This is a genomic window from Mesorhizobium sp. M1143, assembly GCF_040318435.1.
Lineage (GTDB): Bacteria > Pseudomonadota > Alphaproteobacteria > Rhizobiales > Rhizobiaceae > Mesorhizobium.
Window position 1 is genome coordinate 115,802 of the sequence record NZ_JAMYMJ010000010.1, and the last position, 21,389, is coordinate 137,190.

Genomic DNA, 21,389 nt, shown 5'->3' on the forward strand with positions numbered 1-21,389 from the left:
GGGGTCGTCTCGCGTGAAGCTCGACCTCCTACGGTCGATAGGAGGTTGCGTCAGGACGGACCGACCGCCTCTGTCGCCTTCGGCGACATCTCCCCTCAAGGGGAGATTACCCACCAGCGTCTCACACCCTCCCAGCCGCATATTCCAGCGCCACCACGCCATTGCTGAACTGTACGGTCGAGATCGGCTCCAACGCCACCGGCATATCGGGCGGGAACAGCTTCTTGCCCTCCCCGACGGAGCCAGGGTAGCTCAGCAGCCTGACGCGATCGACCAGACCATGGCGCAGCAATTCCCGCGCGACGCTCAGGCTGCCATGCACATAGATGTTGCCGCCGCTGCCTTGCTTCAGCGCCCGAACCGCTTCCGGCAACACACCCTTCAGCAACTCGGCCGGTTTCCAGTCGAGTGCCTTCGGGCTTGTCGACGCGACATATTTCGGCAGCGCATTGAACCGGTCGGCGAAGTCTCCGGTTTCCTTGGGCCAAGAGCCGGCAAAAATCTCGTAGGTCGTGCGCCCCAGAAGCATGGCCCCGCTGTCGGCAAGCTCGTCCTCCTTGAACCTTTGCATCTCATCGTTCCAGGTCACGCTGGGCAGCTTCTCGACCTCGGCGATGCCATCGATGCTGATGAACTCGGTGATAATAAGGTTTCTCATGGCGCTCTCCTTCTTCTGTCAAAGGACGAACCGTGTGAGCCTTTTGCGACCGCTCTGCGAAAAAAAAGCGCTTTGTTGAGCAGGCGTTGCTGTCGGGCGCTGGCCCATCGCGCTTAAAGGGGGGCGCTTCGGACACCATCGACAAACGCCAGAACGACCACACACGGAGCAACGCAGTAAACCAGTCTCGCTCTGCGGCCCGTCTTCGTCACAGCGTCGCTTGCGTCGAGATCGACGGTGATGTCCTCATAGCCCAGCACTTCGCCATCAAGCGGGTAGGCGGCCTTGTAGACAGCTTCCTTGGCGGCAAAAAGGATGCGACCGGCAAGATACGGGTCGGTTGCGTCGATCCGGTCAGCGGGGGCTGCAACCAGCGCGAAGATGTCGTCGGGCAGGGGCAAAGCGGGCTCGATATCGATGCCGAGCGAGGCGACGTGGGAGAGCGGCGCGACGGCCGCCACGGCCATCTCGTCGTCGTGAGCCAGCGACCCCGTTACTCCATGAGGCCATACCGGTGCGCCGGAGGAGCCGCGGAGGATAGCGACGTCGTTCAAGCCCATATCCGCCAGCAACTCGTGCGCGATCCACCGCGCCGCGCCACTCGCCCGCCGCATCAGCGGCAGGCGTGACGGGATGGAGCGTGCTTCCTGCGGCAGCAAATGGTTCTCATCGCCTTCGCGGATCGTGCGGCATCCGATCCGAACGCCGGCGGGTGCCATGGCGGCCATCGCCGCCAGCAACTGCGCCGACAGGCTGGCGCCGGCATCGAGCGGGCGCGTCATGGCTGTTCGCCCCGCAGAGCGAGGTCGGCGATCATTTCCCCGTCCTCGTCGGGCCCTTCTTCGACGAAACCGGCAGCGCGATAGAGGCGGCGTGCCGCTTCATTCCCAGGTTCGTAGCAGATCGAAACGTGGCTGATGTGGCCGAGCCGCATGATTTCATCCAGCACTTCGCGCAAAGCGGCCTTGCCGTAGCCTTGGCCCTGATGGACGCGATCGATCATGAAGCGGTAGATCCGCGCCTCGTCGTCGTCCTCTGGCGCCTCATACATCAGGAAACCGACGACGCGATCCCCTGCCATGACGACGCGCGGCCGTGCGTCCCCGTCGGTTTCGGCTTCGTCCAGCGACTCCGCATTGCTGGCGACAAAATCGATCTGATCCGCGGCCAGTTCCAGAGCCGCGACCAGGGCCCGGTTGGCCGCAGTCACCGAAACGAGACGGACGTCTGCGCCCATCAAGCCGTTGCCTTGACGCTATCCTCCGGCAGCGGCTCGACGAAGCGATGCAGCTTGGCCGGGTTGCCCCGCCAGATCGAGTTGGGCTCCAGCTCTTCGCCCTTCATCACGAAGGAGTCCGCGTCGACCATCGAGCCTTTGCCCATCACCACGCCGTAGTGGACAAAGGCGGAAGGCCCGAGCGTGCAGCCATCGCAGATGCGGATGAAATCGGACTTGAACGCGCCTTCTTCCAGCGAATGGGCCTGGATCACGCAGCCCTCGTTGAGCGTGACGTCGTCGCCGATCTCGACCAGCGAACGCTCGGTCAAATTGCTGCCGCCGTCATAGACCCGGCTGCCGACCTTGACGCCGAGCAGGCGCAGGATCATCGGCCGGAACGGCGTGCCGGCGAACAGGCGCACGATGGGCGAATCCGCCAGCTTCCAGTGGCGCTCGTGGCGCCAGAAGGCGACGTCGTAGATGGTCGTCATCTGCGGCTTCAAGCCGCGGAAACCAAGACTTGCCCGCTCGACCAGAATGTAGAACGGAATGGTGATCGCCGAGGTCAAGATGACGGCGGCGAACAGCGCCACCTCCGCCCATTCCGTATAGTAGTTCAGCGCCCGGTCCCAGATCGCCAGCGTGACGAACAGCATGACCCATTGCGTTGCCAGGAACAGAAGAATGGTCACCAGGTTGTGGCGGTTCTTGAACGGGATGCGCCGGCGCCGGTCTGCCTCGTCGACGCCCGCGATAAGCTCCTTGTCGCGGTTCACCATGCGCGGGATTTCAAAGGCGGGCGAACCGAGAAGGCCGACATTCTCGCGCAACGGCCCGTCGATGGGGATCATCACCTTGGTGCCGAGCAGGACGTTGTCGCCCGTGCGCCCGTCCGGCGGATAATAGATGTTGTTGCCGAGATAGTTGCGCTCGCCGATGCGCGTCGGCTCGAGCCTGAAGGCCGAGGCGGACTTGTGCATGTTGATCATGAACAGCCCGTCCGACACCATGGTCTCGGTGCCGATCTCGCACAGAAGCGGGTTTTCGTGCTGCTGGTTGGAGCCGAAATTGGAACCGGTCTGCACCACTCTGTTGAGGTTCCAGCCGATGGCGCGCATGTAGTGCACGATCGCCGAGCTGTCGCCGGCCAGGAGCCCGAGCACGCGGGAATTGCTGGCGAATTCGGCGACGGTCTGCAGCCAGTAGCGGAAACCGTAAAGCGTGTAGGTGCGGCCCGGCTTCAAGATCAGGCTCGTCAGGCGCGGCACCAGCGTCGCTGCCAGGAAAGCCGCCGCGATATAGCCGAAAAGCGTGACCGTGGTGCCGATTGCGACAAGGCCGATCGTCTCCTGATAGTCGTCGCCGACATATTCCCAGTAGCTGTGGAACAGGAGCGGCAGCGGGGTGACGAGGCCAAACAGGCCGACCAGCTGCAGCGCTTCATAGAGGAAGCGCCGGACCTGGTAAGGATTGACATTGCGCACCTTGCAATAGTCCGCCGTGGTCGGCACCGCCGGCGATCCATGCCAGTGCTCGCCGTCGGGAATGCTTTGCCCGCGATGCAGCGAGGACGAATGGCCGAGCTGGGCGCCGTTGCCGATCCTGGTGTCGATGTCGAGCGTGGAGCCGACGCCGACGAAGGCATCGCGGCCGATGGTCAGCGGCCCGGTGTGGATATAACCGGACTGGGCCCTGAAGCCGAGGATCATCGATTCCTTGCGCAGGATGGTGTTGGCGCCGATGGAAATAAGATCCGTGCAGACGGGCACGGACTTCGATTCGATGACGGCGTTTTTCCCGAGTTTGGTGCCGAGCAGCTGCAGATAGAGGCTGTAGAGCGGGCTGCCGCGGAACAGCACGACGGGTGCGGTGCGGATCAACGTCTTGACCACCCAGAAGCGGAAGTAGCGCACGCCCCAGATCGGAAACGCCTCGGCCTTCCAGCGGCCGATGAGCACCCATTTCGCCAGGACTGCAAAGCCCGACATGCCGAAGAACACGGCGGCCGAGAGCGCCACGCACCGGATATAGAGCTGCAGCGGATCGTCGAGCGCGTCATACATCCAGTTGAGGCCGTCATTGATCGCCCAGAGGGCCACGTAGCTGTAGAGGCCGTAGAACGAAAGCTGCGCCGCGCCGCAGGTCCAGTAGGCGACATTCGAGGCCCGGCGGGTGAGGACCGGCTCGTTGGTTGCCGTCGTCATCTCCTCCGCTACCCCCAGATGCAGCGCCAGGCGCGCCACCGTGGGATAGAGATAGATGTCGCGCATCGACGTCGTCGCCCATTCCTTCCTAGTGCGCACGCGCGCGCAGAAATGCGCCATCAGCAAGGAGTTGGCGCCGAGATCGTCGAAGAAGTGATCCTCGACCGACACCGCGTCGAATTTCAGCACCGTGGCCAGCGCTTCCGCCAGGAATCGCTCGTCCTCATTGCCGGGCGGCACCATCGTGCGATCGGCCGAAAGCCGGACGCTCGTCGGCTTCGGCAGCTGGCGCAGGTCTACCTTGTTGGAGACGGTCATCGGGATGGCAGGCAGCTCCTCCAGATAGGCGGGCACCATGTAGTCGGGCAGCCGCCGCTTCATCGTCTGGGCGAGATCCCCTCGGGAAATCGCCGCTACGCCGGTTTTAAGCGCGTAATAGGCAACCAGTTCGACGCGACCGGGTTCGATCTCCCAGGTGGTGACGGCGGCCTGGGCGATCTCGGGCTGGTCGAGCAGCACCGCCTCGATCTCGCCGAGCTCGATGCGATAGCCGCGAATCTTCACCTGCGTGTCGATGCGCCCGGCATACTCGATCTCGCCGCTATCGTTGATCCGGCCAAGATCGCCGGTGCGGTAGATGCGCTGCGACGGGTTGTTCGGCAGGCCGACGAAATCGGCGATGAATTTCTGGTCGGTCAGGTCCGGCCGGTTCAGATAACCGACGGCGAGCCCGATGCCGGCAATGCCGATCTCGCCCAGTTCACCGGGCTCGGCAAGTTGCGGCAGCGAAGCGTCCAGAATGACGATCGAGTAGGTCGGCAACGGAGCGCCGATGGTCACCGGACGGTCCGGCGTCAGCGCCCCCATCGTTGCGGTGACGGTCGCCTCAGTCGGCCCGTAGGTGTTGAGGATCTGCCGGCCCGGCTTCGACCAGCGCACCACCAGATTGTGCGGGCAGGCCTCGCCGCCCACCAGAAGCGTGCGCAGGCTGGGAACGTCCGATGTCATCGATGACAACAATGTCGGGCTGCAGGCCATGCAGGTGATGTCATGGAGGCGCAGGAAATCCGCCAGTTCCTCGCCCACCAGCGGCATCTGGCCAGGTGCCGGCACCACCGTCGCGCCGGCGACGAACGGCACCCAGATCTCTTCGGAGGAAAAGTCGAAGGCAATGGTCATGCCCTGATAGACCCGGTCGCCCGGCCGGTAGCCATAGGAGGCGGCCGCGACGTGTATGAAATTGACGAAACTCTGGTGCGTGATGACCACGCCCTTGGGCTTGCCGGTGGTGCCCGAGGTATAGAGGATGTAGCAAATGTCGTCGGTCGCCTGCTGCTTCAGCGGCGCGGGCGACTGTGCGGAGATTTCGGCGGCGGCGCTGTCGATCAGCACATGGGGAACGGGCAGTTGACCGGCGCGCGACGCATAGGCGGCGATGGTGACGATCATGCTGACGGCGGCGTCTTCGATGATCAGCGCCATCCGCTCCTGCGGAAACGCGGTGGCTAGCGGCACGAAGGCAGCCCCCGCCTTCATCACCGCCAGCAACGCCACATAGGTCTCCGCCGACCGGTCGAGAATGAGCCCGACCCGGTGGCCCGGCCGCACGCCGTGCTTGATCAGCATGCGGGCGCACTGGTTGGCACGGCTGTTCAGCTCCTGATACGTCCAGACGCGCCCGTCGGAGATCACCGCCGGCAACGCGGCGAAGGTGACGGCGAGCTGCTCGAAGACCGCATCGAGCCGCTTACCCGGCTGCCGGGCAAAGTCGGCGCCCGTCAGGACCGGGCCGTTCCTTGCCGGGCCGCGAGCGATCCGTGCCAGCGCATCGATGCCTGGCAGGCCGCCGATCGGTGTTGCCGCGTCGCTGTCCAGCCCGGCGATATCGTAGTCCATGTCCATACTCTCTCGTCCTGGGGCATTGCCCGGCTGTTCATGCCGCCGCCGGAACAGGCTTGTGCCGCCGCTGCGATTTTGTTGGTGGAGGGCTTCCAAAAAGGAAGTGCCCGGAATCCCGACCGGGAAGCTTATGCCACCCGATCTTTTCGCCGGTTTTTCCGAACTGTTGAATTTTGTTTCTGGAGTGTGTCTGGGCGGGGAGCTTGGCCGGCCGCTCGCTGCACCTTGCGGGGGAGGGCTTCAGCGTTGGTGGCAACCCGGAAAGAGACTATGAGCGAACCTCATGCGGACGGCGTCGGCGAGCTGTCTATAATGGAGCGCTACGGCGACCCAGCAGCAGAGCGATGCCCAACGCCGGAAGCGTCGCCGCCGCGACGGCGAAGAAGACGAATTGCAGCCCGGTCGACGCGGCGACCAAGCCGAGCGCCGGACTGCCGAAGCCGAGCGCCACGTCGAGGAAGACGGTGTAGAGTCCCATTGCCAGGCCGCGGCTGCGCGACGGAAGACGGCCTACGGCCTCGGCGCCGAGGCCGGGATAGACCAGCGAGTAGCCGAGGCCAGTCAGACCCGCTCCGATCGCGGCGACAACAGGCCCGGTCGCAAGCCAGATCAGCATCAGCCCTGCCGCCTCGACCGCGACGAAGATCACAGCGACGCGTGCGCCCCCAAGCCTGTCGGGCAGGTGGCCGAAGCACAGCCTTGCCACGATCAGCGACGCGGCATAGGCCGTGAAGGGAAGCCATACCGGCTGCCAGCCCCGCTCGGCGAAGAGCAGGGCGCCGAAGCCCAGAATAGCACCATAGCCGAGGCTGCTGAAAGCAGCTCCGACGCCAGGAAGCCAGACCGCTTTCGCCACGCTCCTCCATGACTGCGGCACGCTGCCCGCGGCGGCGCTGGTGCCGCGCATCGGCAGGATGGCAAGCAGCGTCGCCAGCGGCAGGACGATCGTCGCGAGCGCGATCGCGGTGAAACCGCTTGCTGCATAAAGCGCAGATCCGACCGGCGCGCCTAGCGCGAGCGCCGCAAACATCGCCGTGCCCACCCAGGCTATGACTTTTCCGGAGTTCTGTCCGCCCGCAACGGAGAGGCCCCAGGCGACGCCGCCGGTGATGATGAAGCTCTCGGACGCGCCCAGCACCGCCCGTCCGGCGAACAGCGCCGATGCGGACGCTACCGGCCGGTCGAGCAATGCCAGCGAGCCGAGGTAAAATAGCCCGGCAAGGGTAGCGGCAATGAGGCCGACGACGACGGCGCGCTTGCCGCCGCGCCCATCGGCATAGTTGCCAGCCCCGATGCGCGACAGCATCGAGGCGACGAACTGGCTGCCCGTCACCAGTCCCACTGCGAAGGGGCCGAAGCCAAGCTGCTGGTGAAGATGCAGCGGCAGGACGGGTAGCGCCAGGCCGATCAGCAGGAAGCCGGCGAAGACAGCCGCCATGATCGGCGCCAGTTCCGCCATGACGCCATTTCGGTCTGACATCCGCGCCATCCTGGTCATCGGCAGCCCAACTGTTCGGATCAGTAGCGTTCGTAGGTCACGCGCCAGCCTTCGGCCGGGTTGTCAGGCGTGAGGACCAGTTTGTTGTCCGAGACCTCGAATTTGCGTTTCATGCTCTTGCCGACAAGGTTGCGGACCAGGGAGGACTCGATCGTGATGACGAAGGTCTTGTCCTTGTCGTTGATGGCGACCGGCCCGTAATAGGCTTCGTAGCCATTCGCCGTGTAAGGCGTGTCCGGCGCCTTGGGGTCGGGGTTCTGCGCCTGCACCGAGAGGGTGCCGGCCTCGGTGAAGATGACCTGGCCGGAATATGGCACGGGCTTGAGGTTTCCCTCGGCGCCGGCCTCGAGCGAAATCATGCGCCATGCGCCGATGATCGCGGACTCTTGCGAGAAAGCCGGCGTGGCGACCGAAAGCGCAAGCGCAAGGGCGGCAATCTTCAATCTCATAGTCATATGTCGTTGTTCCTTTTCTGAGTTGTGGGTGCGTACAGGCCGTCCGCCCGATCTTTGCTTCACACCGAAAGCATGACCTTGATGGCGCGACGTTCGTCCATGGCGCGGTAGCCTTCAGCGACCTCGGCCAACGGCAGCTTGAGGTCGAAGACCTTGCCGGGCTTGATCCGACCTTGCAGCACACGGTCCATCAGGTCGGGCAGGAAGCGGCGCACCGGCGCCGGGCCGCCCAGCATGCGTTTCTGGCCGAAGAATAGTTTTTGGCCGTCGAAGTTCACGCCATGCGGCACGCCGACATAGCCGATGGTGCCGCCGGGGCGGGAGCAGGCCAGCGCCTGGTCGAAGGATTCTCCCGTGCCGACGCATTCCAGCACGGAGTCCGCGCCGACGCCCTTGGTGAGTTCCTTGATGCGGGCCACGCCTTCCTCGCCGCGCTCAGCGACGATGTCGGTCGCGCCGAACTCGCGGGCGAGTTTTTGGCGGCTGGCGTGCCGGCTCATGGCGATGATGCGCTCGGCGCCTATCTCCTTGGCCGCAAGCACGCCCATCAGGCCTACCGCACCGTCGCCGACCACCACCACCGTCGATCCTTCGCGGACCTCGGCTGCGTCGGCCGCGTACCAGCCGGTGCCGAGCACATCGGACACAGCCAGCAGGTCAGGGATGAGTTCGGCCGGCGGCACCTCGGCGGTGGCGACCAGTGTGCCATCGGCCAACGGCACGCGGGCGTAAGGCGCCTGCGCGCCCGACATGAACTCGCGCTGCACGCAAGACGACTGGAAGCCGAAGCGGCAATGCGGGCAGGTGTTGTCCGAGAGGCAGAACGAGCCGACGACGAACTGGCCGGGGCGGACCGTGCGCACCTCTGCGCCGACTTCGACGACGATGCCGCAATATTCGTGGCCCATATGCATCGGCCCGGCGACCGGCTGCAGCCCGCGATAGGGCCACAGGTCCGAGCCGCAGATGCAGCTTGCCGACAGCTTGATGATGGCGTCCGTCGGCCGCATGATTTTCGGATCGGCGATTTCCTCGCAGCGTATGTCGCCCGGTTTGTGAAGAACGGTTGCAAGCATGTTGGTTCCTTTCGAGGAGAGATCAGGCGCCGTAGTCGGCGTCGCTGACATGTTCCAGCCAGTCCACGACCTTGCCGTCCTTGACCTCCTGGAGGGCGATGTGGGTCATGGCGGTCTGAGGCGACGCGCCGTGCCAGTGCTTTTCGCCGGGCGCGAACCAGACGACGTCGCCCGGACGGATTTCCTCGACCGGGCCACCCTCGCGCTGCACGCGGCCGAGGCCGGAGACGACGATCAGCGTCTGGCCGAGCGGATGCGTGTGCCAGGCGGTGCGGGCGCCGGGCTCGAAGGTCACCTGTGCGCCTTGAACCCGCTCGGCGTCGAAGGGATTGAAGAGCGGATCGATCCGCACCGTTCCGGTGAACCAGTCAGGCGGTCCCTTGCCGGAAGGCCTGGTGCCGGCGCGAAGAATGTCCATGGTGATCTCCTTTGCGTCCTCAAATGCGCTCGACGCGAAGCGGGAATTTGCCGCGAATGTGCAGGGCCTGCTCGCCCTCGTCGAAGCGGCCAAGCCTGATCAGCCCGGGATGGCGGTAGTCGGCGTAGAACATGGCCAGGTTGCCCCAGGGCATGAAATAGCACAGGTCATAGGGCTGCTCGTCGGCGAACGGACCGCTTCCCTCCTCGGTCAGCTTGCGCGGCAGATAGGCGATCTTCTCGTTGTGGGCGTAGTCCTCGGTCTCGACGTCGAGCGGCAGCATGGAGAAGAAGTCGCGCGCCGAGGGATTGTCGTAGAGCGTGGCGGTCATGATGCGGCCGTTGAAAACCATCCTGATCTTCATGTCGGTGGGCTCCTGGCTGACGGGAGATTGGCCTTCCTGGCCGGCGGCTGTGCGAGGCAGGGCCGCCGCCGCGAGCGCGGCGCCGAGCAATGTCCGGCGACTGAGCGGCGCATGTTCGATCGTCATGGCAAAGACCTCCGGGCCATATGCGCTGCGGCAAGGGCGGCGAGCGCCGATCCGCAGAGCAGCACCGCGCCCAGGGTGAACGGTCCCCACCAGCCGACCGTATCGAACAGCGTGCCGCCGATCGCGGCGCCGCCGGTGATGGCGAGCTGGATGACGGCTACCTGCAACCCGCCGCCGGCCTCCGCGTCGTTCGGCAATGTTCGGCTGAGCCACGTGCCCCAACCAACCGGCGCGGCCATGCCGAAGAAGCCCCAGGCAACGAGCAGCAGCGCTGTGGGACCCGGGAGTGCACCGAAGGCGATGAGCGCGGCGGCCAGCGCAGCCATGACCAGCGGGATGACGGTGAGGATGCTGAACAGACGCGTGCGCAAAAGCCGGCCGACGCACCATGTGCCGAGCACCCCGGCCAGCCCCATCGCCAGCAAGACCGCCGAGAGGGCGGCGATGTCGAGCCGCGTGACGTTCTCGAGGAAGGGCCGCAGATAGGTGAAGAGCGCGAACTGGCCCATGAACAGCATCATGATCGACGCCATGCCGGTAGCGACAGGAAGACGGCCGAGCAGCGCCAGCGGATTGCCGGCACGCTTCCTGCGGCGCGGCGGCAGCGCCGGCAGGCTTGTCCACTGCCAGGCCAGCGCCAGGAGACCAAACGGCACGACGAGGAAGAAAGCGCCGCGCCAGCCGACATAGGCGCCGAGAAAACTGCCCAGCGGCGCGGCGATGGTAGCCGCAATGGCATTGCCGGCGTTCAGCATGGCGAGACCCTTCGGAACCATGTCTTGCGGCACGAGGCGCATGACGATCGCGGTCGACATCGACCAGAACCCGCCGATCGCGATGCCGAGCAGCGCCCGGCCGACCATGAGCAACGCGTAGTTCGGCGCGAAGGTGACAGCCAGACCGGACACGATGAGGAGGAGGGTGAAGCCGGTCACGACCAGTCGGCGGTCGATGTGGCGCGTGAGGCCGGCGACCAGCAGGCTGGTCACGACGGCGAAAGCGCCCGAAATCGAGATCGCCTGTCCCGCGCGGCCCTCGGTGATGCCGAGATCGGCCGCTAGCGGCGACAGCAGGCTGACCGGCATGAATTCCGATGCGATGAGCACGAAAACACATAGCGCCATCGACAACACCGCGCCCCATGCGGCGCGGTTTTCAACAAGCCTTGTGTCGTATGTGGTTTCCATGATTGGCATCCTGGCAAAGCGCCGGACGGATCAGCCGCAAATTCCCGTCGCTGCCAGAAGATATTGCAGGGGAACCCATTTAAGTAGACTAAGCAATCCGCATGGACTTATCTGCTCATGATATGAATGTCCGATGGGAGGTGCCCTATGCAGCGCGATGGCATGAAGGATCTGCTCTGGTTCGTGGCGGTCGCCCGGGAGCGCAGTTTCACCAGGGCGGCGGCAAAGCTCGGAACCTCGCAGTCGACCCTGAGTTCGACAATCAAGGAGCTTGAAGCTCGTCTTGGCGTCCGCCTGCTGACGCGTACGACGCGGAGCGTCTCTCCGACCGAGGCCGGCGAGCGACTTTTCCAATCTCTCGTTCCCCGCTTCGAGGAAATCGAATCCGACCTCGCAAGCCTGGTGGCCTTCCGCGACAAGCCCTCCGGAACGGTCCGTATCACCCTGTCCGACCATGCGCTCCAGACGACCGTCTGGCCGAAGCTCCAGCCCTTGCTCAGCGACAATCCCGACGTGCGCGTCGAGCTCTACAGCGACAACGGCATGAAGAACATTGTGGAGGAGCGCTTCGACGCAGGCGTGCGGCTTGGCGAGAGCATCGACAGGGATATGATCGCAGTGCGCATCGGGCCGGATTGGAGGCTCGTGGCCGTGGCTTCGCCGGACTACTTTTCCCGCCATCCGGTTCCGAGCGCGCCCCAGGACCTGGTCGATCATGACTGCATCAATATGCGGCAGGCGACGTTCGGCGGATTGTATGCCTGGGAATTCGCCAGGGATGGCCGCGACCTTCGTGTGCGGGTGGAAGGCCAACTCACCTTCAATTCGTCCATTCCCATGATCGAGGCTGCGACAAGCGGTTTCGGGATCGCCTACGTCCCGGAAAACCTCGTCAGCCACCACATCGCCGAGGGACGCCTCAGGCTCGTGCTTGACGACTGGAGCCCGCCATTTGCCGGCTATCACCTCTACTATCCGAGCAGGCGACAGCTTTCGCCCGCGATGGCGGTGATCATTGACGCGCTCCGCCATCGCATCTGACGCCGGAGACTGTTTGGGTCATGAAGCTGAGCTTGGCAAATGGCAGGTTCTACCTGGGCATCGCCCGGCTGTTCATGCCGCCGCTGCAGCAGGCACTGCGCCGCCGCTGCGATTTTGTTGGTGGTCCAAAAAGGAAGAATCCGGAATCCCGACTGGGAAGCTTATGCCACCCGATCTTTTCGCCGGTTTTTCCGAACTGTTCAATTTTGTTTCTGGAGTGTGTCTGGGCGGGCATCAGCTCGCCGCCCGTTGGTTCTTGCGGGGGGCACACCTTACTTGTCTTTGGTGCCGAAACGGCACCTGCTCGATTTGATGAAGATACGAAGGACGAGCAGGAGAAAAATGCTTGTCGCCATTTCCAACGAAGGCCAGCGGACGCCCCCGTTGCGGGAAGCAGTGGCGGTAAGTATAAGGATCGAGTCCCTAGCTTGAGCAACTCGCCGCCCCAGCCGGTGCGCGGGAGCGGCGGGTGCCGTAGATGTTGGTGGCCGCAGGAACCACTTTCTTCTTTACTTTCGGTATGTATTGTAAGTCGCACGGGGGACCAGAAGCGACCGATGCCAACTGCTGTTGATATTTTCTGTGGTTCGGGCGGCGTGTCGCAGGGGCTGCGAAGTGCTCGCTGGAAGGTCGTAGCCGCTTGCGACAACGACCCCACGGCGTCTGCCACCTATCGTGCCAACCACCCTAAGACGAAGTTCATCGAAGGGAATATCGAGGAAGATGCCACGATCGATCGGATCGTCACGAAGGTGGGAACCCAACATATCAATCTGCTGGTGATTTGCGCACCTTGCCAGCCGTTTAGCAGCCAGAACAGGTTTCGTGGCAAGGACGACCGAGAGCAGCTGATCGTCAGAGCGCTTGCCGTCGCCGAGCGGCTCGACTCGGACATGATCTTCTTTGAGAACGTCCCCGGCCTCGCATCAGCGGCTTACCGATGCGTCCTCGACGAGGTTCGCAACAAGCTGTCCTATCTCGGCTATGCTCTTTCCAAACCAATGGTGCGCGACGCGGCGGACTACGGTGTGCCTCAACGCCGGCGCCGGTGCATAATGTTTGCCGCAAAGAAGCAGGCTGCAGTTGATGCCTTCGTGCGCAGCGACGTTCGGGTACCTCCAAAGACCGTCATGCAGGCAATTGCTGATCTGGATGCTCTGGGCGCCGGCGAGGCAAGCACGCGGGATCCATTGCATCGTGCGAGAATGCATTTGCCGATCGCAATAGAGCGGCTGCGCAGAATTCCCAAGGATGGCGGAAGCCGCAGCAGTCTGCCCGCCCATTTGGAGCTGCGCTGCCACGTGGGCAAAAAGAAGCATGAATTTTCCGACGTCTACGGTCGCATGGCGTGGTCAGATGTAGCCCCCACCCTGACGACGGGTTGTACCGACGTGACCAGAGGGCGTTACGCCCATCCCGAGCAGGATCGGGCGATCACGCTTCGTGAAGCGGCACGCCTTCAAAGCTTCCCAGACGACTATTCGTTCATCGGGAATACGTCACAAATTGCAGCCCAGATAGGCAATGCTGTTCCGCCTGACATGGTCGGAGCGTTTGTTCCTGCGTTCAAGGCGGCTCTGATGGCCACGAAGCGATGAGGTCAACCCGTCCGGTTGCAGGCATGTTAAGACCGGCTGCGCGAGACCCCAAGTATCGTAATGCCCACCGATGCTTGCGCCCACGAAAAGCCGTGTGGCTCGACCATGGTTAGCTTCGCCGTTCGGGCCAGGGCCGTCGATCTCTTAGGCAGGCAACAGATCGCTGGCATTCCGACGGCGTTGCACGAACTTTTCAAGAATGCCCACGACGCCTATGCCCGTCGGGTAGAGGTGGACTACTTTCGGGGACAACGCCAGCTCGTCTTGAGGGACGACGGCAATGGCATGAGCGGGCAAGACTTCGTCAGCAAGTGGCTTACTCTCGGGACCGAAAGCAAGGTGGGCGTCAATCTCGGCCAGCAGATGCCTGGGCCTAGAGGATTGAAGCCCCGCAAGATCCTGGGTGAGAAGGGGATTGGCCGATTGGCGATCGCGGCTATCGGCTCGATCGTTTTCGTAATGACCCGGCAAGACCCGACCTATGCGGTTAAGGATGAACTGACCGTTGCTCTGGTGCACTGGGGGCTGTTTGAGGTTCCGGCAATCGATCTGTCTGCGATCGAGATACCGATACGTACCTATCCTGGCGGTTATCTTCCGACTAGGGCCGATTTGCAAGAGCTCGTGTCCGAGCTTCGGAAAGTCGTGGACCGCATCCTGTCCGACAACCCTCTACGCGAGGTCCACGTCAAAGCGCTCGATGCTATGGCGTTGGTCGATCCTCGGGGCCTATCCGATTGGCTGGCCGCTGCCGCTGTCCGTGAGGGTCGGATGGACCTTTCGCTCGCGGGCAATGGGCACGGCACCCATTTCATCGTGGCTCATGTCGATCCGATCCTAGATGCGGACATTGATAGCAAAGGAACTTGGGGGTCGTCGCCTTTTGAGCGATTGCTCCTTGGATTCGGAAATACATTGGCCGGTGACGACGCCGATTTCGTCGCAGAGTTCCGGGATCACCACGCCGATGGTCGTTTCGCTGAGCTGATCGGAGCCAAATCGTTCTTTACCGTCGACGAATTTGTATCGCTCGATCATCACTTTGACGGGCGGTTCGATGAGTTCGGACAGTTCACGGGCACCATTCAGCTGTATCGCGGTCAGCGGGAACCGTACGTTTTAAGCTGGCCCAAGGCTTTGGGACGACCAACCGATTGCGGCCCCTTCCGACTTAAGCTCGGTTATCTGATGGGTCTCCAAGACGAGAGCCAGCTACCTCGGGATCTGCACAGCACGATGTACGATAAACTCAATAGGCTGGGCGGCCTCTACATTTATCGTGATGGAATTCGGGTACTGCCGTACGGCAACTCGGACTACGACTTTCTCAATATCGAACAGAGGCGCACGCTGGCGGCGAAGGACTGGTTTTTCTCGTATCGGAGAATGATCGGTTGGGTCGACATCTCATTCGACGAGAATGCTAGTCTCGTAGAGAAAGCCGGTCGAGAAGGGTTCAGGGAGAACCGGCCATATCGCCAGTTTCGCGAAATACTGGAGAACTTCTTCCGGCAACTGGCGATCGACTACTTCAAACCTGGGGCAGACCTTGGTGACGATTTTCGACAAGAACGCGGGCGGATCAAGACCGACTACGAGCGCCTTAAACGCCGCGAGGCTTCGGTCAGTGGGCGCAAGGCCAAGTTCACAGCTGACTTGACGGCTGCCCTGTCTTCGATCGAAGCCGGGGAGCCGGCGCAGAGCGTTGCGGAGTTGCTGCGAGCTCTGCGTGAACGTCTGGGTACGTTCGACCGAACTGATAGCGAGGTCGCCGCACAGGATCTGCTCGAGATGGAAGCGGATTTTCTCGGCGATCTGGCCCGTCTTCGCGCTATGACTGCGGTTACCCGCCCACGCGGTCTGGCCCCATCTAAAAGCGTTGAAGCCGCCTGGCGATCGTATGAACGGGCGGCTGGGAACATGCAGGAAAATCTCTTCGAGCCTGCGCGCGCCGAGGGTGTGGCGACGCTCGAGCAATTTCGAAGCACCCGAGCGCTTGCCGTCGATCGGCAGCGCAGGGCCGTCGAGATATTCGGCCGTGAGCGCGACGCCTCACTTGCTGAAGTTCGAAAGCTTCGTAAGGAGGCCGAGAACGCGATGGTCAAGGTCGATCGCGCTGTCCGTGACGCGGTGCAGGATGAAATCGCTGCGTTTCAGCGCGACGTCGAGTCGCTGGTCGCCGCATTGAGCCGTACCAACTTGGATCACTTACCCGAGCCCGAGGCACACGAGCGTCAACGCGAGATCGAGAGGGAGCTCGACAGACGTCTGGAGGCCGGCCGCGAGCTGCTGTCAGGCGTCCGCGACCAACTGACTGCGGTTGCCGAAGCAGTTACCAGAAGCGATGATCTGGAAGAAACGGCAGCCGCGTTAGAGCGTCGAAATGTCGAGCTTCAGGACCGCTTGGACTTGTACACGGATATGGCGCAGGCAGGGTCGGCCATTGGCATTCTCGGCCATGAATTCGATAACGTCGCTTCTGGGCTCAGGCAAAGCATCGAACGACTCAAGCCGTGGGCAAGTGGAACGGCAGCACTGCGGCCGATCTACGATGATATCGTGTCATACTATGGCGAGATCAGCGACTACCTCGTGCTGTTCGAACCGTTGAGTCGTCGCCGCCATGGTCGTAGTTCGGACATTGCCGGCACCGCCGTGGAGAAGTACATTAACGAGGCGCTTGGATCCCGTTTCGAGCAGACCAAGACCCGGCTGGTTGTCACGGATGCGTTTCGGAAATTCGTGATCAAGGGCACCCTACCCACGCTCATGGGTGCGGCGCTGAACCTAGTCGATAATGCGATCTACTGGATTGGCACCGCTCAAGGCGACGAAGCGGACGTCGTCTTGGATGCGGATGATCGAGGATGGCTCTTCAGCAATAGCGGACCAGGCATTCCACTGCGCATGGAAGAACGAATCTTCGAGTTCGGCGTAAGTACGAAGCCGGGTGGCCGAGGGATGGGGCTTGCGATTTCTAGGGACGCCCTGCGAAAGATCGGTTGCGAACTGGAATTGCTCAATGCTGGGGTGAGCGAGCGGCCGGTGTTTAGAATACGCCGGAATGAGGGGGAGATTTCAGAGAGTGATGAAGCATAAGTCGATCGGCGCCTTGCGTCAGGCAGCAGTCGAATCCTTCGTTCGAACTGCCATACTTATCGACAACGAACCCGCTATCGCCAAGGCTCCCACTGGTGAGCCTGCAATGGTGGCAAAGTCGGCTGCGTATGGCGCCAACCAAGGAGAAGCCGTTCCGCTGCCGGCAGAAATCGGTGAACCACCAGCCGCCGCCGAACCTGCGGCTAAGGAGTCACATCGGCTTTGGGTTCAGCCTGTCACCAATGGCTTTGCCAGCCGGCGCATTACGTGTGGTTTCTACTTTCCCGCCAACGACGACCCCGGTGTTGTGGAGACAGCGCTCAATGCTGCTCGCTATGTCGACGCAACAATCGTCGACTGGCAGCTGCGTCCGAAGGACACCGGCCCCGCCCGGGAGCTGATCACAAGACTCATCAAGGATGACGAAGGTGTCGGCGGACGATTGAGGCTTGTGGTAGTCTACACAGGCGAACGCGGTATCGACGGAGAATGCGCGAAACTCCTGATGCATCTGCAGGGACAGGGGTTGACTGATCTCGTATCGCACGACGAGGGGCGCGCTTTGGCGGGCAAGAATGTGCTGATCACCTTCGCCAACAAGCCGCGCGCCGTGAAACCGGAGGACGAGTTGACAGGTGCAGGCGCGCGCCCGATTTCCTGGGAGAAGCTGCCAGCGTTTGTCCTGGAACAATACTCGTTCCTGGCAAAGGGGTTGCTTCAGTCGTTCGCATTAAAGGGCATAGGGGCGGTTCGAGACGATACGCACCACCTCCTTTCAGTCTTCGATGTTTCGCTCGACTCCGCCTATCTTGCCCAGCGTGCGGGTATTGGGTCGCCGAGCGATGCAGAGGACATGATGACGTCGCTGCTCACATCCGAGTTTTCCTGCTCGATACTAGATCGGGGCATCACGAAGGAAATCCTTGGTCCTCTCGGGGCAGTCCACGCACTCAGCGCCCGCACGCCGGCGGCAACCTTGACCGTAAAAAAATACAATGATCCGCAAAGGCTCTACGAGGGCGTGGTCGTCGCGCCCCAGAATGGAAAGGCCACCATCTCAACGACGGCTAACTCGCTAGGGAAGCTTGTGAAGATCGGTCTCGATAGCCAAATGGTGCCACTGACACGTGAGGATCTGATCAAGCTCCAGGAGCAGTTCTTCCAGGACGACGATCACGCTAAGGCATCGATGTCGGCCTTTGCGCGAATGGGTTCATTCGTGCGCGAGGCGGACGGGCAACGAAGGCTCGCCAAGGATGCGATCCATCTAACCGGCGGCGTCCTGGTTCGTTCGATTACAGGGAAAGGGGCGAATAGACGCGAAAAGTACCTCTTGTGCGTGCAACCTGGATGCGACGCCGTGCGCTTGACCGAGACCACGGCGTTTCCCTTCTGTACGCTCGTTCTAGACGAGAAGAAGTTCGACCTTCTTCTGCGTGTGGATGGTGTCGACAAGCCTTTTAGAATGAACAGACTCCCCCGCGATTTGGTGATGATGAGCTTTGCCCCGGATACGACGCGCAAGGTTGTCACAGTCAAGAAGAATGGTAAGAAGCTGCGATTCACATCGGTCGACAACGTATTCTGGGAATTCGTCGCTGAGCTTCGACAGCCGGAAAACCAGCACTTCACTACCCTTCTTGTCGGGAAGTTCAACCGAGTAGCACTCAACGGATCGGAATGGCTGAGGCTACAAGGACCTGCCTGACCTTCCGACCAATCCGCGACCAGACTTCGCAAAGTTAAACGATCGATATCAATTTTCGCGGGCGAATAGCAGTCGGTCTGCTCCGGCATTTGGTCGTCCAATGCGCTTTTGGCGCAAAGTGATTATATCGAGCCACCTCGTGGATCGCGCAACACCCCCTTGCCATCCCCAAATTCTCATCCTAATCTCCCTTTGAGAAAACCTTTTCCCAAACCTCGCAGTGCCCGTCGATCACTATGTCGACACGCCACAGCCCAGTAAGAGAAAACCTTTTCCCAACCGAGGACTTACACCCGACCAATGCCCTCCGAAACGTCGCCAGCACCCGCCAAGACCCCCGTCACCCTGCGTGAAGTCGCGGCGATGGCGGGCGTCAGCGTAGCCACGGCGTCGAAGGCGCTGAACGGGCAGGGGCGGATGACTGCCGAGACGCGCCAGCGCATTCGCGAGACGGCGCAGCGTCTGGGCTTTCGCCCCAACAGCCTGGCGCAGAGCCTGCTTCGGCGGCGTTCCTTTACCGTCGGCTTGCTGACCAATGATACCTATGGCCGCTTTTCGCTGCCGGTCATGTCGGGCATTTCGGATGCGCTGGTCGATGCCGGTGTGTCGGTGTTCATGTGCAATGTCGAGGACGATCCGCGGCTGGCGCAGCTGCATGTCGAGGCGATGCTGGACAAGCGCATCGACGGCATCATCGCCAGCGGCAAGCGCATCGACCGCCATTTGCCGGTCGACCTCGCCAATCTCGGCGTGCCCGTCATCTACGCCTTCAGCCAGCCCGATCCCGATGCCATCGCCTTCGTCTCCGACGATGCCGGCGGGGCGCGGCTGGCGGTCGAGCATTTTTGCCGCCTCGGGCGGCGGCGCATCGCCCATGTCAGCGGTCCCGCCAGTTTTGCCGTGGTGCATGAACGGGCGCAGGCTTTTCGCGATGTGCTGGCCGCACACGGCCTGCCGGTCACCGAGCCCTTGCTCGGCTCGTGGTCGGAAGCCTGGGGGCATGAAGCCGTCGGAAAGCTGTTCGACGGCCCAACGCTCTTCAACAAGAAGGGAGAGAAACCCGACGCCGTGTTCTGCGGCAACGACCAGATCGCGCGCGGCGTCATCGATGCGCTGCGCGAGCGTGGCCTTGGCGTGCCTGGCGATGTCGGCGTCATCGGCTTCGACAATTGGGAGATCGTGGCCGAGGCGACCCGCCCGCCGCTGACCTCGGTCGACATGAACCTGGCAGCGCTCGGCCGCGAGGCCGGCCTCACACTGCTTTCGCTCGTCGGTGGCGAACCCGCCGCGCCGGGCATTCGAAAACTGCCGTGCCGGCTGGTGGTGCGTCAGTCATGCGGCCGCCCGCCGGACGGCTAGGAGAACGCGCGGCGCGATCTGGGAGAGCGCCGCAACAGGGAGGAGAACAGAACCATGAGGAGGAAAACCATGAAGACCGTGATTACCGGGTTCGCGCTCGCCGCGAGCATCATTGCCTTGCCTGCGATGGCCGCCGACACCGCCAACATCTGGGTTCGCGCCGACGGCTCGAACTTCATGCCGCGCATCGTCGACGCCTTCAACAAGGGCCATGAGAACCAGGTCAAGCTCGACATCATTCCCAATGCCGAGATCATCCCGAAATATGGCGCCGCCGCCGCCGGCGGCACGGCGCCCGACGCGCTGTCGCTCGACCTGATCTACACGCCGTCCTTTGCCGCCGCCGGCCAGCTCGAAGACATCACCGACTGGGCGAAATCGCTGCCCTATTTCGCCAGCCTGTCGCCGGCGCACGTCAAGACCGGCACCTATAAGGACCACATCTACGGGCTGCCGTTCTCGGCCGATGCCTCGGTGCTGATCTGGAACAAGAAATTGTTCAAGGAGGCGGGTCTCGACCCCGACAAGGGGCCGGCCAACTGGGCCGAGATCGAGGCCGATGCCGAAAAGGTCAACGCGCTTGGCGGCGACATCAAGGGCTTTTATTTCTCCGGCAATTGCGGCGGCTGCAACATCTTCACCTTCACGCCGCTGATCTGGGCCTCGGGCGGCGACATCCTCTCCGAGGACGGCTCGAAGGCGACGCTGGACAGCCCGCAGCTGCGCGGCGCCATCGACCTCTACCGCTCGATGGTCAAGAAGGATCTGGTGCCGGCCGGCGCGCAGACCGACACCGGCGCCAATTTCTTTGCCGCCTTCGCCACCGGCAATATCGGCATTTCGCCGTCCGGCGCGTTCGCCATCGGCGCGCTCAACACGCAGTATCCGGATATCGACTATGGCGTCACCTTTCTGCCGGGCAAGGACAGCGGCTGGTCTTCGTTTGCCGGCGGCGACAATTTCGTCGTCACCAAGGGCACCAAGAAGCTCGCCGTGGTGAAGGAGTTTCTCGACTTCGCCTATTCGCTCGAAGGCCAGACCATCCTGGCCAAGTACGGCAGCCTGCCGGTGCGCGGCGACATCGCCAAGGAGGCGCTGAAAGATCTCGATCCGCGCTACCAGATCGCCGCCGAAGCCATGGCCAAGGGCCGCACGCCCTATTCCGTGGTGTTCAACGACCTGATCAACTCGGCCAACGGTCCGTGGACGCAGATGATCAACGAGGTCGTCTTCGGCGACGACGTCGACGGCGCCATCGCCAATGCACAAGAGACCATGCAGTCGATCATCGACCAGGCGCCGCAAAAGTAAGCGCCGCCCCTACCTCCCCCTCGAGGGGAGGTCGGACCGCAGGTCCGGGTGGGGTCGTTCCGGCAGTGCTCGACGTTCTGTTTCGTCGGCGCACTGCGCGGCGGCCCCCCCCCCCGGCCCGGGGGGCGGGCCCCCCCCCGCGGGGGGGGGGGGGGCGCCGGCCCCCCGC

The 21,389-nt window shown here is 62.8% G+C and carries 16 protein-coding genes; 6 read left to right on the top strand and 10 right to left on the bottom strand.

Going from position 1 to position 21,389, the window contains the following annotated elements:
* Positions 1 to 121: 121 nt before the first annotated feature.
* From NKH35_RS10900 to NKH35_RS10945, 10 genes are all read right to left on the bottom strand, one after another.
* The gene (locus NKH35_RS10900; protein ID WP_023697685.1) at positions 122 to 658 is read right to left on the bottom strand and encodes a dihydrofolate reductase family protein; all 537 of its coding nucleotides are present in this window, start codon (positions 656 to 658) and stop codon (positions 122 to 124) included.
* 113 nt (positions 659 to 771) lie between these two features.
* Positions 772 to 1,440 carry a 4'-phosphopantetheinyl transferase family protein gene (locus NKH35_RS10905; protein ID WP_352914441.1) on the bottom strand — a complete coding sequence of 223 codons (669 nt, stop codon included), beginning with the start codon at positions 1,438 to 1,440 and terminating at the stop codon, positions 772 to 774.
* Positions 1,437 to 1,895 carry a GNAT family N-acetyltransferase gene (locus NKH35_RS10910; RefSeq protein ID WP_031199606.1) on the bottom strand — a complete coding sequence of 153 codons (459 nt, stop codon included), beginning with the start codon at positions 1,893 to 1,895 and terminating at the stop codon, positions 1,437 to 1,439. The genes NKH35_RS10905 and NKH35_RS10910 overlap by 4 nt, the downstream gene beginning before the upstream one ends.
* Positions 1,895 to 5,983: a Pls/PosA family non-ribosomal peptide synthetase gene (locus NKH35_RS10915; RefSeq protein WP_352914445.1), complete on the bottom strand. Its 4,089-nt coding sequence runs from the start codon at positions 5,981 to 5,983 to the stop codon at positions 1,895 to 1,897. The genes NKH35_RS10910 and NKH35_RS10915 overlap by 1 nt, the downstream gene beginning before the upstream one ends.
* A gap of 304 nt (positions 5,984 to 6,287) precedes the next feature.
* A complete protein-coding gene (locus NKH35_RS10920; RefSeq protein ID WP_352914448.1) occupies positions 6,288 to 7,460 on the bottom strand; it encodes an arabinose transporter in 1,173 nt (390 codons plus the stop codon).
* Positions 7,461 to 7,498: 38 nt separating this feature from the next.
* Complete coding sequence (locus tag NKH35_RS10925; protein WP_023753752.1) at positions 7,499 to 7,933, bottom strand: lipocalin-like domain-containing protein; 435 nt, start codon at positions 7,931 to 7,933, stop codon at positions 7,499 to 7,501.
* 59 nt (positions 7,934 to 7,992) lie between these two features.
* On the bottom strand, positions 7,993 to 9,009 hold the full coding sequence (locus tag NKH35_RS10930) for a zinc-dependent alcohol dehydrogenase family protein (protein WP_023739229.1): 1,017 nt from the start codon (positions 9,007 to 9,009) through the stop codon (positions 7,993 to 7,995).
* Positions 9,010 to 9,031: 22 nt separating this feature from the next.
* The gene (locus NKH35_RS10935; protein ID WP_023739230.1) at positions 9,032 to 9,427 is read right to left on the bottom strand and encodes a (R)-mandelonitrile lyase; all 396 of its coding nucleotides are present in this window, start codon (positions 9,425 to 9,427) and stop codon (positions 9,032 to 9,034) included.
* 19 nt (positions 9,428 to 9,446) lie between these two features.
* Positions 9,447 to 9,917 (bottom strand): cyclophilin-like fold protein, encoded by a 471-nt coding sequence (locus tag NKH35_RS10940; RefSeq protein WP_023739231.1) that lies wholly within the window; start codon positions 9,915 to 9,917, stop codon positions 9,447 to 9,449.
* The gene (locus NKH35_RS10945; protein ID WP_031253308.1) at positions 9,914 to 11,104 is read right to left on the bottom strand and encodes an MFS transporter; all 1,191 of its coding nucleotides are present in this window, start codon (positions 11,102 to 11,104) and stop codon (positions 9,914 to 9,916) included. Before NKH35_RS10945 ends, NKH35_RS10940 begins: the two co-directional genes overlap by 4 nt.
* A 147-nt stretch (positions 11,105 to 11,251) precedes the next feature.
* Between NKH35_RS10945 and NKH35_RS10950 the strand changes: the two genes are divergently transcribed.
* The 6 genes from NKH35_RS10950 (at position 11,252) to NKH35_RS10975 (ending at position 21,220) form a co-directional block, all read left to right on the top strand.
* The gene (locus NKH35_RS10950) at positions 11,252 to 12,145 is read left to right on the top strand and encodes a LysR family transcriptional regulator (protein WP_023739233.1); all 894 of its coding nucleotides are present in this window, start codon (positions 11,252 to 11,254) and stop codon (positions 12,143 to 12,145) included.
* 20 nt (positions 12,146 to 12,165) lie between these two features.
* On the top strand, positions 12,166 to 13,743 hold the full coding sequence (locus NKH35_RS10955) for a DNA cytosine methyltransferase (protein WP_196813875.1): 1,578 nt from the start codon (positions 12,166 to 12,168) through the stop codon (positions 13,741 to 13,743).
* Between the two features lie 105 nt (positions 13,744 to 13,848).
* Complete coding sequence (locus NKH35_RS10960; protein WP_023739235.1) at positions 13,849 to 16,842, top strand: ATP-binding protein; 2,994 nt, start codon at positions 13,849 to 13,851, stop codon at positions 16,840 to 16,842.
* Positions 16,832 to 18,550 (top strand): response regulator receiver domain, encoded by a 1,719-nt coding sequence (locus tag NKH35_RS10965; protein ID WP_023739236.1) that lies wholly within the window; start codon positions 16,832 to 16,834, stop codon positions 18,548 to 18,550. Before NKH35_RS10960 ends, NKH35_RS10965 begins: the two co-directional genes overlap by 11 nt.
* Before the next feature lie 300 nt (positions 18,551 to 18,850).
* Entirely contained in the window at positions 18,851 to 19,909 is a 1,059-nt protein-coding gene (locus NKH35_RS10970; RefSeq protein WP_352914454.1) for a LacI family DNA-binding transcriptional regulator, read from the top strand.
* A gap of 69 nt (positions 19,910 to 19,978) precedes the next feature.
* Complete coding sequence (locus NKH35_RS10975) at positions 19,979 to 21,220, top strand: ABC transporter substrate-binding protein (protein WP_352914457.1); 1,242 nt, start codon at positions 19,979 to 19,981, stop codon at positions 21,218 to 21,220.
* The last annotated feature ends 169 nt before the right edge of the window (positions 21,221 to 21,389 follow it).

Coding starts and splice junctions, on each gene's coding strand:
- NKH35_RS10940 (WP_023739231.1), bottom strand. CDS start 9,917: ATGACGATCGAACATGCGCCGCTCAGTCGCCGGACATTGCTCGGCGCC.
- NKH35_RS10970 (WP_352914454.1), top strand. CDS start 18,851: ATGCCCTCCGAAACGTCGCCAGCACCCGCCAAGACCCCCGTCACCCTG.
- NKH35_RS10935 (WP_023739230.1), bottom strand. CDS start 9,427: ATGGACATTCTTCGCGCCGGCACCAGGCCTTCCGGCAAGGGACCGCCT.
- NKH35_RS10950 (WP_023739233.1), top strand. CDS start 11,252: ATGCAGCGCGATGGCATGAAGGATCTGCTCTGGTTCGTGGCGGTCGCC.
- NKH35_RS10955 (WP_196813875.1), top strand. CDS start 12,166: ATGAAGCTGAGCTTGGCAAATGGCAGGTTCTACCTGGGCATCGCCCGG.
- NKH35_RS10965 (WP_023739236.1), top strand. CDS start 16,832: ATGAAGCATAAGTCGATCGGCGCCTTGCGTCAGGCAGCAGTCGAATCC.
- NKH35_RS10925 (WP_023753752.1), bottom strand. CDS start 7,933: ATGACTATGAGATTGAAGATTGCCGCCCTTGCGCTTGCGCTTTCGGTC.
- NKH35_RS10945 (WP_031253308.1), bottom strand. CDS start 11,104: ATGGAAACCACATACGACACAAGGCTTGTTGAAAACCGCGCCGCATGG.
- NKH35_RS10920 (WP_352914448.1), bottom strand. CDS start 7,460: ATGTCAGACCGAAATGGCGTCATGGCGGAACTGGCGCCGATCATGGCG.
- NKH35_RS10905 (WP_352914441.1), bottom strand. CDS start 1,440: ATGACGCGCCCGCTCGATGCCGGCGCCAGCCTGTCGGCGCAGTTGCTG.
- NKH35_RS10960 (WP_023739235.1), top strand. CDS start 13,849: ATGGTTAGCTTCGCCGTTCGGGCCAGGGCCGTCGATCTCTTAGGCAGG.
- NKH35_RS10900 (WP_023697685.1), bottom strand. CDS start 658: ATGAGAAACCTTATTATCACCGAGTTCATCAGCATCGATGGCATCGCC.
- NKH35_RS10915 (WP_352914445.1), bottom strand. CDS start 5,983: ATGGACATGGACTACGATATCGCCGGGCTGGACAGCGACGCGGCAACA.
- NKH35_RS10930 (WP_023739229.1), bottom strand. CDS start 9,009: ATGCTTGCAACCGTTCTTCACAAACCGGGCGACATACGCTGCGAGGAA.
- NKH35_RS10910 (WP_031199606.1), bottom strand. CDS start 1,895: ATGGGCGCAGACGTCCGTCTCGTTTCGGTGACTGCGGCCAACCGGGCC.
- NKH35_RS10975 (WP_352914457.1), top strand. CDS start 19,979: ATGAAGACCGTGATTACCGGGTTCGCGCTCGCCGCGAGCATCATTGCC.